This window comes from Pseudomonas sp. JY-Q (genome assembly GCF_001655295.1).
GTDB classification, from domain to species: Bacteria; Pseudomonadota; Gammaproteobacteria; order Pseudomonadales; family Pseudomonadaceae; genus Aquipseudomonas; species Aquipseudomonas alloputida.
In genome coordinates this window covers 2,801,040-2,818,430 of the sequence record NZ_CP011525.1, presented here as the reverse complement: position 1 = coordinate 2,818,430, position 17,391 = coordinate 2,801,040, and the positions used below count along the sequence as shown (strand labels likewise).

16 protein-coding genes are annotated in these 17,391 nt (G+C 63.8%); 12 read left to right on the top strand and 4 right to left on the bottom strand.

Features of this window, described 5'->3' with window-relative positions:
• The first annotated feature begins 40 nt into the window (after positions 1 to 40).
• From AA098_RS12760 to AA098_RS12740, 5 genes are all read left to right on the top strand, one after another.
• Positions 41 to 1,744, top strand: a complete 1,704-nt coding sequence (locus AA098_RS12760; RefSeq protein WP_003248130.1) for an amidase — start codon at positions 41 to 43, stop codon at positions 1,742 to 1,744.
• An 82-nt stretch (positions 1,745 to 1,826) separates the two neighbouring features.
• A complete protein-coding gene (locus AA098_RS12755; RefSeq protein WP_003248128.1) occupies positions 1,827 to 2,501 on the top strand; it encodes a transcriptional regulator in 675 nt (224 codons plus the stop codon).
• Complete coding sequence (locus tag AA098_RS12750; protein WP_054889000.1) at positions 2,498 to 3,415, top strand: pyridoxal-phosphate dependent enzyme; 918 nt, start codon at positions 2,498 to 2,500, stop codon at positions 3,413 to 3,415. The genes AA098_RS12755 and AA098_RS12750 overlap by 4 nt, the downstream gene beginning before the upstream one ends.
• Positions 3,416 to 3,600: 185 nt before the next feature.
• Positions 3,601 to 4,698 carry a carboxynorspermidine decarboxylase gene (gene nspC / locus AA098_RS12745; protein ID WP_003248125.1) on the top strand — a complete coding sequence of 366 codons (1,098 nt, stop codon included), beginning with the start codon at positions 3,601 to 3,603 and terminating at the stop codon, positions 4,696 to 4,698.
• 32 nt (positions 4,699 to 4,730) lie between these two features.
• The gene (locus tag AA098_RS12740) at positions 4,731 to 5,975 is read left to right on the top strand and encodes a saccharopine dehydrogenase family protein (RefSeq protein ID WP_003248123.1); all 1,245 of its coding nucleotides are present in this window, start codon (positions 4,731 to 4,733) and stop codon (positions 5,973 to 5,975) included.
• A 146-nt stretch (positions 5,976 to 6,121) separates the two neighbouring features.
• Here AA098_RS12740 and AA098_RS12735 read toward each other — a convergent pair whose 3' ends face one another.
• A complete protein-coding gene (locus tag AA098_RS12735) occupies positions 6,122 to 7,168 on the bottom strand; it encodes a class I SAM-dependent methyltransferase (RefSeq protein ID WP_003248119.1) in 1,047 nt (348 codons plus the stop codon).
• Positions 7,169 to 7,412: 244 nt separating this feature from the next.
• On the opposite strand from AA098_RS12735, the gene AA098_RS12730 reads away from it, so the two are divergent.
• From AA098_RS12730 to AA098_RS12700, 7 genes are all read left to right on the top strand, one after another.
• Entirely contained in the window at positions 7,413 to 8,750 is a 1,338-nt protein-coding gene (locus AA098_RS12730; protein ID WP_054888999.1) for a UDP-glucose/GDP-mannose dehydrogenase family protein, read from the top strand.
• Positions 8,738 to 9,712 (top strand): NAD-dependent epimerase/dehydratase family protein, encoded by a 975-nt coding sequence (locus AA098_RS12725; protein ID WP_060537925.1) that lies wholly within the window; start codon positions 8,738 to 8,740, stop codon positions 9,710 to 9,712. The genes AA098_RS12730 and AA098_RS12725 overlap by 13 nt, the downstream gene beginning before the upstream one ends.
• Before the next feature lie 34 nt (positions 9,713 to 9,746).
• Positions 9,747 to 10,490: a glycosyltransferase family 2 protein gene (locus AA098_RS12720; protein ID WP_060537923.1), complete on the top strand. Its 744-nt coding sequence runs from the start codon at positions 9,747 to 9,749 to the stop codon at positions 10,488 to 10,490.
• Positions 10,487 to 10,759 carry a lipid-A-disaccharide synthase N-terminal domain-containing protein gene (locus AA098_RS12715; RefSeq protein WP_003248111.1) on the top strand — a complete coding sequence of 91 codons (273 nt, stop codon included), beginning with the start codon at positions 10,487 to 10,489 and terminating at the stop codon, positions 10,757 to 10,759. The genes AA098_RS12720 and AA098_RS12715 overlap by 4 nt, the downstream gene beginning before the upstream one ends.
• Positions 10,760 to 10,763: 4 nt before the next feature.
• Positions 10,764 to 12,320, top strand: coding sequence for a glycosyltransferase family 39 protein (locus AA098_RS12710; RefSeq protein WP_003248108.1), 1,557 nt, complete (start codon positions 10,764 to 10,766; stop codon positions 12,318 to 12,320).
• 171 nt (positions 12,321 to 12,491) lie between these two features.
• Positions 12,492 to 13,712, top strand: coding sequence for a putative DNA modification/repair radical SAM protein (locus AA098_RS12705; RefSeq protein WP_003248106.1), 1,221 nt, complete (start codon positions 12,492 to 12,494; stop codon positions 13,710 to 13,712).
• A complete protein-coding gene (locus tag AA098_RS12700) occupies positions 13,703 to 14,551 on the top strand; it encodes a TIGR03915 family putative DNA repair protein (protein WP_014861078.1) in 849 nt (282 codons plus the stop codon). The genes AA098_RS12705 and AA098_RS12700 overlap by 10 nt, the downstream gene beginning before the upstream one ends.
• Before the next feature lie 61 nt (positions 14,552 to 14,612).
• On the opposite strand, the gene AA098_RS12695 is transcribed toward AA098_RS12700, so the two are convergent.
• The 3 genes from AA098_RS12695 to AA098_RS12685 all read right to left on the bottom strand — a co-directional run bounded on the left by AA098_RS12695 (position 14,613) and on the right by AA098_RS12685 (position 17,319).
• On the bottom strand, positions 14,613 to 15,584 hold the full coding sequence (locus tag AA098_RS12695; protein WP_003248102.1) for a biotin-dependent carboxyltransferase family protein: 972 nt from the start codon (positions 15,582 to 15,584) through the stop codon (positions 14,613 to 14,615).
• Positions 15,581 to 16,468, bottom strand: coding sequence for an allophanate hydrolase subunit 1 (locus AA098_RS12690; protein ID WP_003248100.1), 888 nt, complete (start codon positions 16,466 to 16,468; stop codon positions 15,581 to 15,583). The genes AA098_RS12695 and AA098_RS12690 overlap by 4 nt, the downstream gene beginning before the upstream one ends.
• A gap of 92 nt (positions 16,469 to 16,560) precedes the next feature.
• Positions 16,561 to 17,319, bottom strand: a complete 759-nt coding sequence (locus tag AA098_RS12685) for a 5-oxoprolinase subunit PxpA (RefSeq protein ID WP_004576703.1) — start codon at positions 17,317 to 17,319, stop codon at positions 16,561 to 16,563.
• Between the last annotated feature and the right edge of the window lie 72 nt (positions 17,320 to 17,391).

Sequence of the window (17,391 nt, the reverse complement as noted above, 5' to 3'; positions counted from 1 at the left end):
CCTCGCATTAGCCCCCACCTGCACATTTTTTGGTGAACGCATGATCGAGGTAACCGAGGTTTCCATTGCCGAGCTGCGCGACGCGCTCGAGTCGGGCCGCACGACAGCGGTCGAGCTGGTCAAGGCCTACCTGGCGCGCATCGACGCCTACGATGGCGCCGACACGGCCACAGCCCTTAACGCCGTGGTGGTACGCAACCCGGAGGCGCTCAAAGAGGCCGAGGCCTCCGATGCCCGTCGTGCCAAGGGCCAGGTGCTTAGCCCGCTGGACGGCATCCCCTACACCGCCAAGGACAGCTACCTGGTCAAAGGCTTGACTGCCGCCTCCGGCAGCCCTGCCTTCAAGGACCTGGTCGCCCAGCGCGACGCCTTCACCATCGAGCGCCTGCGCGCCGCCGGTGCCGTGTGCCTGGGCAAGACCAACATGCCGCCCATGGCTAACGGTGGCATGCAGCGCGGTGTCTATGGCCGCGCCGAAAGCCCGTACAACGCCAACTACCTGACCGCGCCCTTCGCCTCGGGCTCGTCCAACGGTGCCGGTACCGCCACCGCCGCCAGCTTCAGCGCCTTTGGCCTGGCCGAAGAAACCTGGTCCAGCGGCCGTGGCCCGGCGTCCAATAACGGCCTGTGCGCCTACACCCCGTCGCGCGGGGTGATTTCGGTGCGTGGCAACTGGCCGCTGACGCCGACCATGGACGTGGTGGTGCCCTACGCCCGCACCATGGCCGACCTGCTGGAAATCCTCGACGTGGTGGTCGCCGATGACGCCGACAAGCGCGGCGACCTGTGGCGCCTGCAGCCGTGGGTGCCAATCCCCGCTGCCTCGACGGTACGTCCGGCTTCGTACCTTGAACTGGCGGTAGATGCCAGCGCGCTCAAGGGCAAGCGCTTTGGCGTACCACGCATGTATATAAATGCCGATCCCGAAGCGGGCACCGCCGAGAAACCAGGCATCGGCGGGCCGACCGGCCAACGCATCAACACCCGCGCCACGGTGATCGACCTGTGGCAACAAGCACGCCAGGCCCTGGAAGCGGCGGGTGCCGAAGTGCTGGAAGTGGACTTCCCGTTGGTGTCCAACTGCGAAGGCGACCGCCCAGGCGCGCCGACCGTGTACAACCGTGGCATCGTCAGCAAGGCATTCCTGCATGACGAACTGTGGGAACTGTCGGGCTGGGCCTTTGACGACTTCCTGCGCGCCAACGATGACCCCAAGCTTAACCGCCTGGCCGATGTCGACGGGCTGAAGATCTTCCCCCACGACCCGGGCACCCTGCCCAACCGTGAAGATGACCTGGCTGCCGGCATGGACGAGTACGTCAACATGGCCAAACGTGGCCTGAAGACCTGGGACCAGATCGAGACCCTGCCCGACGGCCTGCGCGGGCTGGAGCAGACCCGCAAGCTGGACCTGGAAGACTGGATGGACGAGCTGGGCCTGGACGCGGTGCTGTTCCCCACCGTAGCCGACGTTGGCCCGGCCGATGCCGATATCAACCCGGTATCGGCGGACATCGCCTGGAGCAACGGTGTCTGGGTAGCCAACGGCAACCTGGCAATCCGTCACCTGGGCGTGCCGACCGTGACCGTGCCGATGGGCGTGATGGCCGATATCGGTATGCCGGTGGGGCTGACCTTTGCCGGGAAGGCCTATAGCGACAACGCGCTGCTGAGTTTTGCTGCCGCGTTCGAGGCCACCGGCTCGCGCCGGATGATTCCGCCGCGCACGCCGGCGCTCGGCTGAGTCTTACAGGGCCCGCAAAAGCAGATCGCGAATTTCAACCATATGTGTAAAAATACACAAACAGTTGATTTTGCGGTCTGCCATGCCTATCACCCCCAGCGAAGAACGCCAACTCACCCTCACCGTGCTCAAGGCCGCGATCCAGGCCCTGGGCAGCGTTGCCGCGCGCAACATGGAAATACTCCTGCACGACCTTGACCACCCCGAACACTCGGTGGTGGCGATCGTCAACGGTCATCTTTCCGGCCGCAGCGTGGGCAGCCCGATCCTCGCCGCACCGGAGCAGGACCAGGGTTTCAAGGCACTGATGCAGGCCTCGGCCGACCAGCACGGCTGTGAGCCGGTGGTGCTGCCCGATTACCCCACTACGCTCAAAGGCCGCACGCTACGGAGTGCCACGGCAATCTTCCGTGACAGCAGCGGCCACCCCTTCGCCAGCCTGTGCGTCAACACCGACGTCACCGGCCTGGATGCTGCCATGAGCTTTCTCCAGCAGTTGCAGCCGCTGGGGGCCATACCGGCGGTCAACGAACCGGCCGACATGGAGCTGCTGATGAGCGAGATCATCCAGGCTGCCCTGCAGCGCAGCGGCCAGGGGCGGATGAACAAACAGGCCAAGGTCGAGGCCGTGCGCGTCATGCAGGAGCGCGGCCTGTTCATCGTCAAGGGCGGCGTCGAGAAGGCTGCCAGCGCTCTAGGCGTGACGCGCTACACCATTTACAACTACCTCGAGCAACTACGCGGAGCCAGCCAATGACCTTGCACATTCATACCCCCCTGATCGAGTCGCGCCCGCTGTCGTTGGCGGCCGGTCGTAATATCTGGCTCAAGCTCGACGCCCTGCAACCCTGCGGTTCGTTCAAACTGCGCGGTGTAGGCTACGCCTGCGAGGTACACCACGCGCGTGGCGCCCAGCACTTTGTGTCCTCGTCAGGTGGCAATGCCGGTTTGGCAGTCGCCTACGCCGGACGCAAGCTGGGGGTGCCGGTGACCGTGGTGGTACCCGAAACCACCACCGAACGGGCCAAGCAGCTGCTGCACCTGGAAGACGCCAAGGTGGTGGTGCACGGCAGTTCCTGGCAAGAGGCCAACGCCCTGGCACAGACACTGGTAGGCCCGAACGATGCCTTCATCCACCCATTCGACGACCCACTGCTGTGGGCCGGGCATGCCAGCCTGGTGGATGAAGTGGCCGAAGCCGGCCTGAAGCCGGACGCGGTGGTGTTGTCAGTCGGCGGGGGCGGCTTGCTCAGTGGCGTGGTAGAGGGGCTCAAGCGCAATGGCTGGGGCGATGTGCCGGTGCTGGCAGTAGAAACCGAGGGCGCGGCGTCGCTGCATGCGGCCATGCAGGCTGGGCATTCGGTGGAGCTGGAGCGCATCGCCTCGGTGGCCACGTCGCTGGGGGCCAAGCGTGTGGCTGATCAGGCGCTGACGTGCGTGCAGCAGCATCCGGTGCACAGCCATCTGGTCAGCGATCGCGCAGCGCTGGAGGCCTGTGAGCGGTTCTTGCTGGACCACCGTGTGCTGGTCGAGCCCGCGTGCGGGGCGGCGTTGGCAGTGGCCTATGATGCCAAGGCACTGGGCGCCTTGCGCAATGTACTGGTGGTGGTCTGTGGCGGCGCTACCGCAACACTGGAGCAGATCCAGGCCTGGCTGCAGCAGGCAGACTGAAGCTGCCATCTGTCGGGGGTGATCACGACAGTCACATGCACCTGATCTACTAGGCTCGCCGCAACCGAAAAAGCCCTCGCAATAGCGTCAACCCTGACGAAATGCGTATCCCGCCCTTTCGGTCTGCGGCAAGTGAAGGCACAATGCGTGTCCTTTTTTTGGCCGGCCTGGCCGGGGGCCTTTAAATGATCAAGACGCCGTATTACCTCATCGATAAAACCAAGCTGCTCAGCAACATGGAGAAGATCGCCTACGTGCGCGAACACTCCGGTGCCAAGGCGCTGCTCGCCCTCAAGTGCTTCGCCACCTGGTCGGTGTTCGACCTGATGCAGCAGTACATGGACGGTACCACCTCGTCCTCCCTGTTCGAGCTCAAGCTCGGCCGCCAGAAGTTCGCCGGCGAAACCCATGCCTATAGCGTGGCCTGGGCCGACGACGAGGTCGAGGAGATGCTTGAGAACTGCGACAAGATCATCTTCAACTCGATCGGCCAGCTGCAACGCTTTGCCGAACAGTCCGAAGGCAAGGTGCGTGGTCTGCGCGTCAACCCGCAGGTCAGCAGCTCCGACTACCTGCTGGCCGACCCGGCCCGCCCGTTCAGCCGCCTGGGCGAATGGGACCCGGCCAAGATCGAGCAGGTGATCGAACAGATCTCCGGTTTCATGTTCCACAACAATTGCGAGAACGGTGACTTCGGCCTGTTCGACAAGATGCTCACGCACATCGAAGAGCGATTCGGCCACCTGCTGCACAAGGTCGAGTGGGTCAGCCTGGGTGGCGGCATTCACTTCACCGGTGAAGACTATGCAGTAGACGCCTTCTGCGCGCGCCTGAAGGCGTTCTCGGAAAAATACGGCGTGCAGGTTTACCTGGAGCCGGGCGAAGCCGCCATCACCAACAGCGCCTCGCTGGAAGTGACCGTGCTCGATACCCTGTACAACGGCAAGCACCTGGCCGTGGTCGACAGCTCGATCGAAGCGCACCTGCTCGACCTGCTGATCTACCGCCTCAACGCCAAGATGGCCCCCAATGACGGCGAGCATACCTACATGGTCTGCGGCAAGTCATGCCTGGCCGGTGACATCTTCGGCGAGTACCAATTCGACCGTCCGCTGGCCATTGGCGATCGCCTGTCGTTCATCGACACGGCGGGTTACACCATGGTCAAGAAAAACTGGTTCAACGGGCTGAAGATGCCTTCCATCGTGGTCAAGCAGCTCGACGGCAGCGTCGAAGTCGTCCGCGAGTTCGGTTTCGAAGACTACGTTTCCAGCCTGTCGTAAGACCGGCTTTCAAGTAAGGAGCAAAGGGTAAATTGAAGAAGAACGTTCTTATCATTGGTGCAGGAGGTGTCGCCAAGGTGGTGGCCCACAAGTGCGCGCAGCATAACGACGAACTGGGTCGTATCGCCATCGCGTCACGGAACATCTCCAAATGCCAGGCCATCATCGACAGCGTCAAGGCCAAGGGTAGCCTCAAGGTACCCGCCGACATCCAGGCCTTCTCGCTCAATGCCCTCGATGTCGAGGCAACCAAGGCGCTGATCCGCGAAACCGAATCGCAGATCGTGATCAATGTGGGTTCCGCCTTCCTCAACATGTCGGTGCTGCGTGCTTGCATCGATACGGGTGTCGCCTATCTGGACACCGCCATCCACGAAGAGCCGGGCAAGATCTGCGAGACCCCACCGTGGTACGGCAACTACGAGTGGAAACACCTCGAAGAGTGCCAGGCAAAGAACATTACCGCCATTCTCGGCGTCGGTTTCGACCCGGGTGTGGTGAACAGCTACGCCAAGCTGGCGCAGCAACAGTATTTCGACAGCATTGATTCGATCGATATTCTCGACGTCAATGCCGGTTCACATGGCAAGTACTTTGCCACCAACTTCGACCCGGAAATCAACTTCCGCGAGTTCACCGGACAAGTGTGGAGCTGGCAGAACAGCCAGTGGACCAGCAACACCATGTTCGAGGTCAAGCGTACCGACGACCTGCCAGTGGTAGGCTCGCAAAACCTGTACCTGACCGGCCACGATGAAGTTCACTCGATTTCGAAGAACCTCAACGTCCCGAACGTGCGCTTCTGGATGAGCTTCGGCGAGCACTACATCAACGTGTTCACGGTACTGAAAAACCTGGGCCTGCTCAGCGAGCAACCGGTGAAAACCGCCGAAGGCCTGGAAGTGGTACCGCTGAAAGTAGTCAAGGCTGTACTGCCAGACCCGGCCTCGCTGGCCCCTGGCTACACCGGCAAGACCTGCATCGGCGACCTGGTCAAAGGCACCAAGGATGGCCAGCCGCGCGAAGTGTTCATCTACAACGTGGCCGACCACGAAGAAGCCTACGCCGAGACCGACAGCCAGGGCATTTCCTACACCGCCGGCGTACCGCCAGTGGCTGCCGCCCTGCTGGTAGCCCGTGGCGAGTGGGATGCCAAGCGCATGGTCAACGTCGAGGAGCTGCCAGCCGAGCCGTTCCTCAAGGCGCTGGACGTGATGGGCCTGCCGACCCGCGTCAAAGATGAAAAAGGCGATCGTCCTTGGGACGCTGAAGCCTAAGCAACAAACAGAAGGGGCGCCACATGGCGCCCCTTCTGCTTTCCAGGCCCAGCCACTTCGCGGGCAGCCCAGGCGCTCCACAGGCCTGAAACAAGCACGTAACCTGTGTGGGCGAGCCCGCGAAGAGGCCGGTGCAGGATCACGCTCTACTTGCGGGCCTCCAGAATCAGGTTGAACGGCGTCTGCGTCGCCCGCCGGAACCTGCTGAACCCTGCCTCCTCGAAGACCGCCCGCAACCGCGCCTCCCCGGCCTGCGCACCCAACCCCAGCCCCACTTCCTGCGACAACGAATTGGGCGTGCAGATAAACGTCGACGCCGCATAGAACAAGCGCCCGACCGGTGTCAGGTTACCCTCCAGCGAGTCCTCGGCATAAGGCTCCACCAGCATGACCGTGCCATCCGCTTTCAAAGCATGGTAGGCATGCCTGGCTGCCCCGACCGGGTCACCCATGTCGTGCAGGCAATCGAAGAAGCACACCAGGTCATGGTCATGCCCCGGGTACTCCTTGGCGCTGGCCTGCTGGAAGCTCACCCGCGACTCCAACCCCGCTTCACGCGCACGCGCGTTGGCGGTGACGATCGAAGGCTGATGATAGTCGTACCCCACGAAGGTCGACGCTGGAAACGCCTGCGCCATCACCAGCGTCGAGGCACCATGACCGCACCCCACATCCGCCACCTTGGCGCCCGCCTGCAGCTTGGCCACCACACCCTCCAGTGCCGGCAGCCAATCCGCTACCAGGAAGGTGCGATACCCCGGCCGGAAAAACCGCTCGGTACCGCTGAACATGCACGGGTGGTGATCGCCCCAGGCCAACCCGCCATCGCCGCGCATGGCGGCTACCAGCTTGTCCTTGTCATGGAACAGCGCCGCCACCACGGACGCGCCGCCGGCCATGTAGGCCGGAGAATCCTCCAGCGCCAGGGCCATGGCCTGTTCTTCAGGCAGCACAAAACGGCCCTTGTCATGGACCATGTAGCCCGATGCCGCCTGGGCATTCAACCATTCTCGCACCAGCCGCGGGTGGCAGCCGGTCTTTTCCGCCAGTTGCTCAGGGGTGACCGCCTGGCTGTCGGCCATGGCCCGGTACAGCCCCAGTTCATCGCCGAGAATGACATTGGCCAGCGTCGCCGCCGCGCCCATGTCGCCCACCAGCTTGCCCATGAAATCGTGAAGCCTTGCCTCGTCCATGACCTGCCCTCCTCTGCAAGAAGGCCATCGCCAACGAGGGACATCCGCTCCGGGAAGGCGGTGGTCGGTTCAAGGGTTTTCGTTCGCGGTACAACGCGCTAACGCGAGCTGTCATTAAGTTTAGATGCTCTGCCTGGGCGAAGTGGAATAAAGGCCTCATGGCCCACGAAAACATCCTTCAGGTAACAATTCCTAAACAAGGATGTGACATTTTTTTTCAGCTTTCCTATCAAGGAGCTGTCAAATGAAGGTCACGGTTTTCGGAACCGGCTATGTCGGCCTGACCCAGGCGGTGTGCCTGGCCCAGGTGGGCCATTCGGTGTTGTGCATGGATGTCGATGCCGATCGGGTGGCCAGCCTGAGTGAAGGCCATTGCCCGATCTTCGAGCCCGGCCTTGCGCCGCTGCTGGAGAAGAACCTCGCCTGCGGTCGGCTGCGCTTCACCACGGATGCCGCAGTCGCTGCCAACTATGCCAGGTTGCAGTTCATTGCCGTCGGTACTCCGCCGCAAGCCGATGGTAGCGCCGACCTGAAACACGTTTTCGCCGTGGTCGACAGCATCCTCGAACACGCTGACGGGCCCAAAGTAATCGTCAACAAGTCCACCGTGCCGGTGGGTACGGTACACCGCATCAAGGCACGCATCGCCCAGGCCGTGGCCGATACCAGCCGCTTCCAGGTGATCAGCAACCCGGAGTTTCTCAAGGAAGGCTCAGCGGTGGATGACTGCATGCGCCCCGAGCGCATCATCATCGGCGGCGCAGATGCGGCCGAAGTGGAGTTGCTACGCGAGCTTTACCTGCCGTTCAGCCGCAACCGCGAGAAGCTTATGGTCATGGATGCGCGCAGCGCCGAGCTGACCAAGTACGCGGCCAACTGCATGCTGGCCACCAAGATTTCCTTCATCAACGAAATCGCCAACCTGGCCGAGCACCTGGGGGCCGACATCGAAATGGTGCGCCGTGGCATCGGCTCGGACCCGCGCATCGGTTATGACTTCATCTACGCCGGCTGCGGTTTTGGCGGCTCGTGCTTCCCCAAAGACCTGCAAGCCCTGCGCCACAGTGCCGAGTCGGAAGGCTTCGAGACACAGTTGCTGCGCGCAGTAGCGTCGGTCAACGAGCAGCAGAAGGGACGGCTGTTCAGCAAGATCCAGCGCCACTACCCCGGCGGCCTGCGGGGCAAGGTATTTGCCCTGTGGGGGTTGTCGTTCAAGCCCAATACCAATGATATCCGCGAAGCCTCCAGCCGGGTCCTGCTGGAAGCACTGTGGGCCGCGGGCGCGCGGGTGCAGGCTCACGACCCTCAGGCCATGGAAGAAATCCGGCGCCACTACGGCCCGCGTGCCGACTTGCAACTGGTGCCCTGCAAGGACGATGCATTAAAGGGCGCAGATGCCTTGGTGATCGTCACCGAGTGGCAGGACTACCGCGTACTCAATCTGGACAAGGTGCCGCAGCAGTTGACCGACCGGGTGGTGTTCGACGGGCGCAACCTGTTCGAGCCCGAGCACATGGCCGCCGCCGGCCTGACTTATTACGGGATCGGCCGTGGCCAGGTGCAGCCAGTATGCCCGTACTGATTACCGGTGTGGCAGGTTTCATTGGCTACCACGTGGCGCGGCGCCTGTGCGAGGCCGGCATCGAAGTGGTCGGTATCGACAACCTTAATGCCTACTACAGCGTCGAGCTCAAGCGGGCGCGCCTGCAGGCGTTGTTCGGTTTTTCCAGCTTCCACTTCCATGCCCTCGACATCGCCAACCCTGCCGATTTGCAACCGCTGTTCGCCAGGCAGGCGTTCAGCGAGGTGATCCACCTGGCGGCCCAGGCCGGCGTGCGCTATTCACTGGACAACCCGGGTGCCTACGGCCAGGCCAACCTGGTTGGTTTCCTCAATGTTCTCGAGGCCTGCAGAGCGCAGCCACCACGCCACTTGATCTACGCCTCAAGCAGCTCCGTGTACGGAGCCAATGCCAAGCTGCCGTTCAGCATCGACGACCCGGTCGACCAGCCCGTGTCGCTCTATGCCGCCAGCAAGCGCGCCAATGAACTGATGGCGCACAGCTACGCCCACCTGTACCGCCTGCCGACCACCGGCCTGCGCTTTTTCACGGTCTACGGCCCCTGGGGCCGCCCCGACATGGCGCTGTTCAAATTCACCCGCGCCATGCTCGAGGGCCGGCCGATAGCGCTTTACAACAACGGCCTGATGGGCCGCGACTTCACCTACATCGACGACATCGTCGAAAGCATCGTGCGCCTGCGCCTGAAACCGCCCCGGCCAGCCGAGGGGAAACCACCCTGCCAACTGTTCAATATTGGCCGCGGTCAGCCGGTAAGGCTGCTGCATTTTGTCGAATGCCTGGAGGACGCCTTGGGTATCAAGGCCCAACGCGACTACCTGCCGCTGCAAGCGGGGGACGTGCTGGAAACCTGGGCCGAGGTCAGCTCACTGGCACGCTGGATCGACTTCTCCCCAGGCACATCGCTGGAACATGGCGTCAACGCCTTCGTTGGCTGGTACCGGGATTTCTACCGGGTTTGATCCACGCAATCACAACACGATCACAGGTAGCCTCATGAGCGATCCACTTGACCTCTCGGTACTGATCCCCGCCAAGAACGAGGTTGACAACCTGCCATCACTGCTGATGGAGATACGCACTGCACTCACGGCCGAACACTACGAAGTGCTGGTGGTCGACGACGGCAGCAGCGACGGCACCCTGAGCGTACTGCAACACCTGAAAAGCCAGGGCTACAGGCAATTGCGCATCCTGCGTCACGACCATTCGCTGGGCCAGAGCACCTCGCTGTGGCATGCCGCCCAGGCGGCCCGCGGCCACTGGCTGGCGACCTTGGATGGCGATGGCCAGAACGACCCGGCAGACATCCCCGGCATGCTAGCCCTGGTGCGCGCCAACCAGAACCTGGCCGGCGGCGTCAAGCTGGTGGCCGGGCACCGGGTCAACCGGCGTGACAGCGCCAGCAAGCGCTGGGCCTCGCGCGTAGCCAACGGCCTGCGCAGCCGCCTGCTCAAGGATGCCACGCCCGACACCGGCTGCGGGCTGAAGCTGATCGAGCGGGCAGCCTTCCTGCACCTGCCCTACTTCGACCATATGCACCGCTACATTCCGGCACTGATCCTGCGCCACAACGGCCGCATGCTGGTGCACCCGGTCAACCACCGGCCACGCCACGCCGGTGTCTCCAAGTATGGCAACCTGGACCGCGCCCTGGTCGGCATCCTCGACTTGTTCGGGGTGTGGTGGCTAATCCGCCGCACCCGCCTGCACAGCCGCCCGCAGGAGCTTGAAGGATGACCCGCGAAACCCTCTGGTTGATCATCGGCTTCGCGGGTCAGGCCGTTTTCACCGGGCGCTTCGTGCTGCAGTGGCTGTACAGCGAACTCAAGCGCCGCAGCGTGATCCCGGTAGGCTTCTGGTACCTGAGCATGCTCGGCAGCGCGCTACTGCTGACTTACGCCATCTACCGCCAGGACCCGGTCTTCATTATCGGCCAAAGCTTCGGCTTTCTGGTCTACCTGCGCAACCTGCAACTGATTGCCCGCCACCAGCAACTGAAGGAATAGCCCTTTGCCTAAGTTCAAGACAATCGGGGCCGAACGCCTGGCCCTGATCGCCCTCGCCGTGTTGCTGGTGGGCGCGGGAATCGGCTGGCGTCAGCCGATGAATGTCGATGAAGAACGCTTTCTCGGCGTGGCCCTGGAAATGCTGCAGAGCGGCAACTGGTTCATCCCACACCGTGCAGCAGAGATCTATGGCGACAAGCCACCGTTGTTCATGTGGACCGTGGCGCTGTTCAGCTACCTGACCGGCGCGCCCAACGTTGCCCTGTACCTGCCCGGGCTGCTGTCGGCGGCGACCATCACCTGGGTGCTGCATGACCTCGGGCGGCGCCTGTGGAACCGGCGCACCGGCGTGATCGCGGCCTTGTTGTTCCTGGCCACCTACCAGACCTACAGCATCCTGCGCACCGGGCAGATCGACAGTTTCCTGTGCCTTTGGGTTGCGCTGGGCCTCTACGGCATGCTGCGCCACCTGCTACTGGGGCCCGCCTGGGGCTGGTTCTACCTGGCTTGCGCATCCATGGGCCTGGGCATTATCAGCAAGGGGGTGGGTTTTGTTCCGGCGCTGATATTGCTGCCTTATGCCTGGGCGGTGCGCCATCGCTGGCGCGGCGTAGTCGCCATGCCCGGCCAGGGATGGCGCTGGAGCCTGGGGCTACTGTGGTTACTCGCCGGTTGCGCCGTATGGCTGCTGCCGCTGCTGGTGTCGATCGCCCATGGCGGCGGCGCGGCAGAGCTGGCCTACCTGAAGGAAATCCTGCTGCGTCAGACCGCCAGCCGCTACGCCAATGCCTGGGACCATCGCGAGCCGTTCTGGTACTTCTTCGTCAAGGTCATCCCCAAGTACTGGCTGCCTCTGATCCTGGCCCTGCCCTGGCTGGTACCGGCCTGGCGCCGGCAACTGCAAAAGCACGATGGCCGCTTCCTGCTGCTGCTAGGCTGGGTGGCATTGGTGCTGCTGTTCTTCAGCCTGAGCACCGGCAAGCGCAAGCTGTATATTTTCCCGGCGCTGCCAGGCCTGATTCTGGCCATGGCGCCGCTGGTGCCGTGGCTGCTCAAGCGCTGGTGGCAGCGTCGGCCGGGCTGGCACAAGGCATTCACCACAGCAGCCCTGGTATGGTTCGCCCTGTGGTTCGCGCGTGGTTTCGTCGAACCCGTGAAGGAGGGCCGCAACCCGCATGAGACGCTGATGAGCGACGCCGCACAGGCCACTGCCGGTGCCGAACTGGTGCTGGTCAACTGGCGCGAGGGGCATTGGCTATTTGCCCGGCAACCCATCGTGCACTTCGGCTTCACCGGCCAATCCAAAGTGGATGCAGCGGTCTACTGGCTGCGCCAGCACCCCACCGCCTTCGCCCTGGTTCCAGCCACCGAACTGGGCCAGTGCTTCAACGTCGACAAGGCACGCAAGCTGGGTGAAACCTCGCGGGCCAAATGGTATGTCGTCGGTGCAGATGCCGACAACGGTCAGTGCCAGGCCAGTGCCCCCAACGACGTCTACCACTTCGCCTGGGCCGATACCTGGCGCAACCCGCTGGTCGTTGAGGAACACGCAGGGAAATGACCCACCAGACCCTGCCGGTCCGGTGGGCGCTTAGGCGAATGCCCGCCGAACTACAGCGCCTGCCCGATCAGGTACTGCTCCAGGTCAAACTCGCGCTCCCCTATCCATATCGCTTGCAATCCATCAAATCTCAAAATACTGTATGAATATTCAGTATAGCGAGACCGCGCCATGCAACTCATCGCCAAACTCGGCATCCTGGCCGATGCCGCCAAGTACGACGCATCTTGCGCCAGCAGCGGCGCGCCCAAGCGTAACTCGCGCGGCGCTGACGGCCTGGGTGCTACCAATGGCATGGGTATCTGTCACAGCTACACCCCCGACGGCCGCTGCGTATCACTGCTCAAGGTACTGCTGACCAACTTCTGCCTGTATGACTGCCAGTACTGCGTCAACCGCCGCTCCAGCAACGTGCCACGCGCGCGCTTCAGCCCCGAGGAAGTGGTACGCCTGACCCTGGACTTCTACCGGCGCAACTGCATCAGCGGCCTGTTCCTCAGCTCCGGCATCATCCGCTCGGCGGACTACACCATGGAGCAGCTGATCCGTGTGGCCCGGCTGTTGCGCGAAGAGCACAGCTTCCGCGGCTACATCCACCTCAAGGCCATCCCCGATGCCGACCCGCTGCTGATCGAAGAGGCCGGGCGCCTGGCCGACCGTCTCAGCGTCAACATCGAACTGCCCACCGACGCCAGCCTCAAGCGACTGGCGCCGGAAAAGCAAGGGCGCACCATTCGCCAGGCCATGGGCGTGATTCATCAGGGCCAGCAGGCCGTGGCCAACGAGCCCAGGGCGCCGCGCTTTACCCCGGCCGGGCAGAGCACCCAAGTCATCGTCGGCGCCGACAGCACCGACGACAGTACCTTGCTGCGCAATGCCGAGTCGCTGTACCAGGGCTACGGCCTCAAGCGCGTGTACTACTCCGCCTTCAGCCCGATCCCCGACAGCCCCGGCAGCGTGCCCCTCGCCGCACCACCGCTGCTACGCGAACACCGCCTGTATCAAGCCGACTTCCTGCTGCGTGGCTATGGCTACAAGGCTGGCGAGCTGCTGGGCCACAGCGGTAACCTGGCACTGGACATCGACCCCAAGCTGGCCTGGGCGCTGGCCAACCGCGAAGTCTTCCCGCTGGACGTGAACCGCGCGGAACCTGCGCTACTGGCGCGTATCCCCGGCATCGGCCTGCGCAGCGTACAGCGCCTGGTCGCCCTGCGGCGGGAGCGGCGCATCCGTTATGACGACTTGATCCAGCTGCGCTGCGTGCTGGACAAGGCACGGCCGTTCATCGTCACCAGCGACTACCGCCCCGCCCAGGCCGAGCTGCGCAGCGGCTTGCTGCGCGCGCGCTTGAGTGAGCCGCCAGCGCCCGTGCAGATGGGGTTATGGGGGTGATCGCACTCGACTGCGACGACCTGTTCGCCACCTGGCGCGACCAGGCCCGGGTGTTGTTGAGCCATGGCATCGACCCGTCGGAAGTCACCTGGTCGCAAGGCCCGATGGCGGACCTGCTGGCCGTGCCGGCAGCGCCGCCTGAAGGGCCTGGCCCTTTCCGGGCCAAAGTCCCGGCCGCACTGCTGAGCCAGTTGGAGCAGGCCTCGCGCTACCGTGGCGAACAGCGCTGGAACCTGCTGTATGAAGTGCTGTGGCGCGTCGCCCATGGCGACCGCACGGCAATGCTGGCCGGTGACCGGCTGGGCAGTGAGCTGCAACGGCGCATCAAGCAGGTAACCCGCGAGGCACATCACTTGCACGCGTTTGTACGCTTCGTGCCGCTGCCTGATGAACTGGCTGAGCACTTGCAACTGGAGCTGGTGGCCTATCACGAGCCGGCACACGACATTCTGCACAGTGCCAGCGCGCATTTTGCCGACCGCCTGGGGCGTTTGCGCTGGTTGATTGCCACGCCACAGGATGGCATTCGCTTCGACGGCCAGTCCTTCGACTACCAGCGACAGTGCCCCGAGCCCTGGCGCCAGTGGGCCCGCAACGCCGAAGACCCCGGCGCCGAACTCTGGCGCACCTACTACCGCCACACCTTCAACCCGGCCCGCCTCAACCCGGACGCCTTGCGCCTGCACATGCCTGGGCGGTTCTGGCGGCATTTGCCGGAAGGCATGCTGATACCGCAACTTGAAGGCCTGGCGCGCCAAGGCAAACAGCGGGACGGCCAAGCCCTTGAGGTGGCCTCGCAAACCGGCAAGACCATCAGCAAACCTGCGCGCTCGGCGTAGCCGCGGAGCCCGTTGCGGCCCCGTCGGGCACAAGGCCGCTGCTACAGCGAAAACATCATGCTCAACTGAAGAGCCTGGCCAGGCAGGCCAGCTTCTTCTTGTACGAACGCCGCGCCTCCAGTGCCTGCTCCAGGCTCACCGGCAGGAACCGCGCCTGCTGGTTGGGCTGCATCTGCCCGATCAGGTCGAGGTCGGCACTGATCACCGTGCCGATCATGGCGTAGCCGCCCCCCGACACTGCATCGCGATGCAGGATGATCGGTTCCAACCCTGCCGGCACCTGGATCGATCCGATCGGGTAGCAGCTGTCGACGATATTGGACGGGTCCGACCCCGCACCGAACGGCTGCTCGCGCGGTTGGAAACTCAAGGCGCTGCCGCCTTTGTAGCGATAACCGATGCGGTCCGCTTCGGAGCCAACGGTCCAGGCGTCGGTGAAGAAACGTTGCGCTGCAGCTTCGGTCAGGCGGTGGAAGTACAGCCCAGGCACCACCCGCAACACCACCTCGCCCCCCAAGGCCTGACGCAGGGCCATGGGCAAGCTTGCACCGGCACGGGTCTTGCCGCTGGGCACGCCGACCGGCAGCAGGTCGCCCGCCATCAGTTTGCGCCCATGAAAGCCACCCAACGCGCCCAGCGCGTAGGTGGACCGGCTACCCAGTACCTCGGGCACATCGATGCCTCCGGCCACTGCCAGGTAGGCCCGGGCGCCCGCTGTTGGAAAGCCGAAACGCAACACTTGCCCGGCCCGCACGGCGAACGCCGTGTCCGGGCGCTGCTCGCGGCCATCGAGCAACGCTGGCATCTGCGCGCCGCACACAGCGACCAGTGCGTCCTGCCGGAACTCCAGCTCCGGCCCCACCAGCGCGCACTCCAGGCCCGCAGCGCCGGCCGGGTTGCCCACCAGGTGGTTGGCTGCGCTCAAGGCGTACTGGTCGAGTGCGCCGGACGGTGGAATGCCCAGGTGGTAGTAACCTTCGCGGCCCAGGTCCTGTACAGAAGTGGCCAAGCCCGGTTTGAGTACCTTGATCATGCCAGCACCTCCTGCAACGATTTGGGGTAGCCGACCGGGTCGGCGAGGAAGGCGTCCAGGGAAAACGTCACCGGGCGAATGCGCAGGTCGAAGCAGCCATCCTCCACCTCCGCCACCGCCCGGTCGTAGGTGCGGCGGTCGATAGGCTTGAACTGCACGATGTCACCCGGGCGGAAGAACACCATGTGCTCTTTCAGGTAATTCAAGGTCTGCTGCGGGTCGTAGATCGGTGCCGGGGTGACGCCAAACATCTGGTAGCCCCCGGCCCCGCGCACCGAGTAGATGCAACCAAAGCAGCCGCCATGGCCCAGGGTGAGCTTGGGCGTGTCGGTACGGGGGCGCAGGTACTTGGGCACCTGCAGCTGCCGCTGGCGCTCGACCATCTGGAACATGAACGGCAGGCCGGCAACAAAGCCGACCATCGACACGAACCATGGCGCGCCACTGTGGGCGGCGATGAAGGCCTCGACATCGGCCAGGCCGTTGATGCGCGCAGCGTACTCCAGGTCTGTGCTGGTGGGGTCCTGGTGGCGATCCCGAAAGCGCATCAGGGTTTCATGGGTCCAGGGGTCGTTGTACAGCACCGGGATCTCGATGATCCGCGTCTGCAACGAACGCTCGGCCACCGCCTGCGCTTCGGCGCCGCGCACGGCTTCGAGCAGTGCCTCGGGGGCGATACGGTCCGGGTCGAAGCGGACCTGGAAGGACGCGTTGGCCAGGCACACATCAAGCACGCCATCCAGGGCCATGCGCTCCACCGCACGGGTGACGGCCATACCCTTGAAAAAGGCCTCCAGCGACATGCTTTCGCTGACTTCGGCAAACAGGTGCTCGTCGGCGCCGAAGCTGTAACGGATCGGGGTTGTAGCAAGCGGTTCGGCCATGACAGTTCCTTTTCTTGGAATCTTTATAGAAAGGCAGGCGAAAACAAAATGCACGGGCTCCGGCGTGTCTGTTTGCCGGATGCCTGACGGGTTCAGCGCGGTGCACGCACCACGATGCCGGCCGCATCCAGTGCCTTGCGCGTGGCCTCGACCAGGTCCAGCGCGCCCGGGGTGTCACTGTGCAGGCAAATGGAATCGAATTCGATCGCCAGGTCCTGGCCTTCGACCGTGCGCACCACGCCTTGGCGGCAAGCACGCAGCACCCGCTCGGCGACGGCTTGGGGCTCATAGCCACGCACATTGCGGGTAAACACGATCGACCCGCTCAGGTCGTACTCGCGGTCGGCATAGAACTCGCGAATCACCGGCTGCCCCATTTCCTGGGCAATGCGGCAGATCACCGAACCCGGCATGCAGTACAGCAGCAACTCGGGCTCGATCACCCGCAGGTTCTGCACCAGCAAGCGCGCCGCTTCTTCGTCACGCGCCAAGTGCATGTACAGCGCCCCATGCGGCTTGATGTGCTGCAGGCGCACGCCCTGGGCACGAGCGATTTCACGCAGCGCGCCCAATTGATAGAGCATGTCGTCCACCAGTTCCTGCGCCGAGGCATTGATGTGCCGGCGGCCAAAGCCGACCAGGTCGCGGAAACCCGGGTGTGCTCCCACCGCAACCCCAAGGGCCTTGGCGCGCTCGACGGTGCGGCGCATGGTGCCGGGGTCGCCGGCATGGAAACCGGTGGCGATGTTGGCGCTGCTGATGTAGCCCATCAGTTCGTGATCGACGCCGTCGCCAATCGTCCACGGGCCAAAGCCCTCACCCATGTCCGAGTTGAAATCCACTGCTTGCATGACCGCGTCTCCTGGCACTTGTGACTGCATGCAAGCCACGTTAGATTCTCTACACCCCCTTGGGAAGATCTA

Bases quoted from the DNA above. Each gene is read 5' to 3' on its own strand.
- AA098_RS12760 (WP_003248130.1), top strand. From the start codon at position 41: ATGATCGAGGTAACCGAGGTTTCCATTGCCGAGCTGCGCGACGCGCTC.
- AA098_RS12755 (WP_003248128.1), top strand. From the start codon at position 1,827: ATGCCTATCACCCCCAGCGAAGAACGCCAACTCACCCTCACCGTGCTC.
- AA098_RS12750 (WP_054889000.1), top strand. From the start codon at position 2,498: ATGACCTTGCACATTCATACCCCCCTGATCGAGTCGCGCCCGCTGTCG.
- nspC (WP_003248125.1), top strand. From the start codon at position 3,601: ATGATCAAGACGCCGTATTACCTCATCGATAAAACCAAGCTGCTCAGC.
- AA098_RS12735 (WP_003248119.1), bottom strand. From the start codon at position 7,168: ATGGACGAGGCAAGGCTTCACGATTTCATGGGCAAGCTGGTGGGCGAC.
- AA098_RS12730 (WP_054888999.1), top strand. From the start codon at position 7,413: ATGAAGGTCACGGTTTTCGGAACCGGCTATGTCGGCCTGACCCAGGCG.
- AA098_RS12725 (WP_060537925.1), top strand. From the start codon at position 8,738: ATGCCCGTACTGATTACCGGTGTGGCAGGTTTCATTGGCTACCACGTG.
- AA098_RS12720 (WP_060537923.1), top strand. From the start codon at position 9,747: ATGAGCGATCCACTTGACCTCTCGGTACTGATCCCCGCCAAGAACGAG.
- AA098_RS12715 (WP_003248111.1), top strand. From the start codon at position 10,487: ATGACCCGCGAAACCCTCTGGTTGATCATCGGCTTCGCGGGTCAGGCC.
- AA098_RS12705 (WP_003248106.1), top strand. From the start codon at position 12,492: ATGCAACTCATCGCCAAACTCGGCATCCTGGCCGATGCCGCCAAGTAC.
- AA098_RS12700 (WP_014861078.1), top strand. From the start codon at position 13,703: ATGGGGGTGATCGCACTCGACTGCGACGACCTGTTCGCCACCTGGCGC.
- AA098_RS12695 (WP_003248102.1), bottom strand. From the start codon at position 15,584: ATGATCAAGGTACTCAAACCGGGCTTGGCCACTTCTGTACAGGACCTG.
- AA098_RS12690 (WP_003248100.1), bottom strand. From the start codon at position 16,468: ATGGCCGAACCGCTTGCTACAACCCCGATCCGTTACAGCTTCGGCGCC.
- AA098_RS12685 (WP_004576703.1), bottom strand. From the start codon at position 17,319: ATGCAAGCAGTGGATTTCAACTCGGACATGGGTGAGGGCTTTGGCCCG.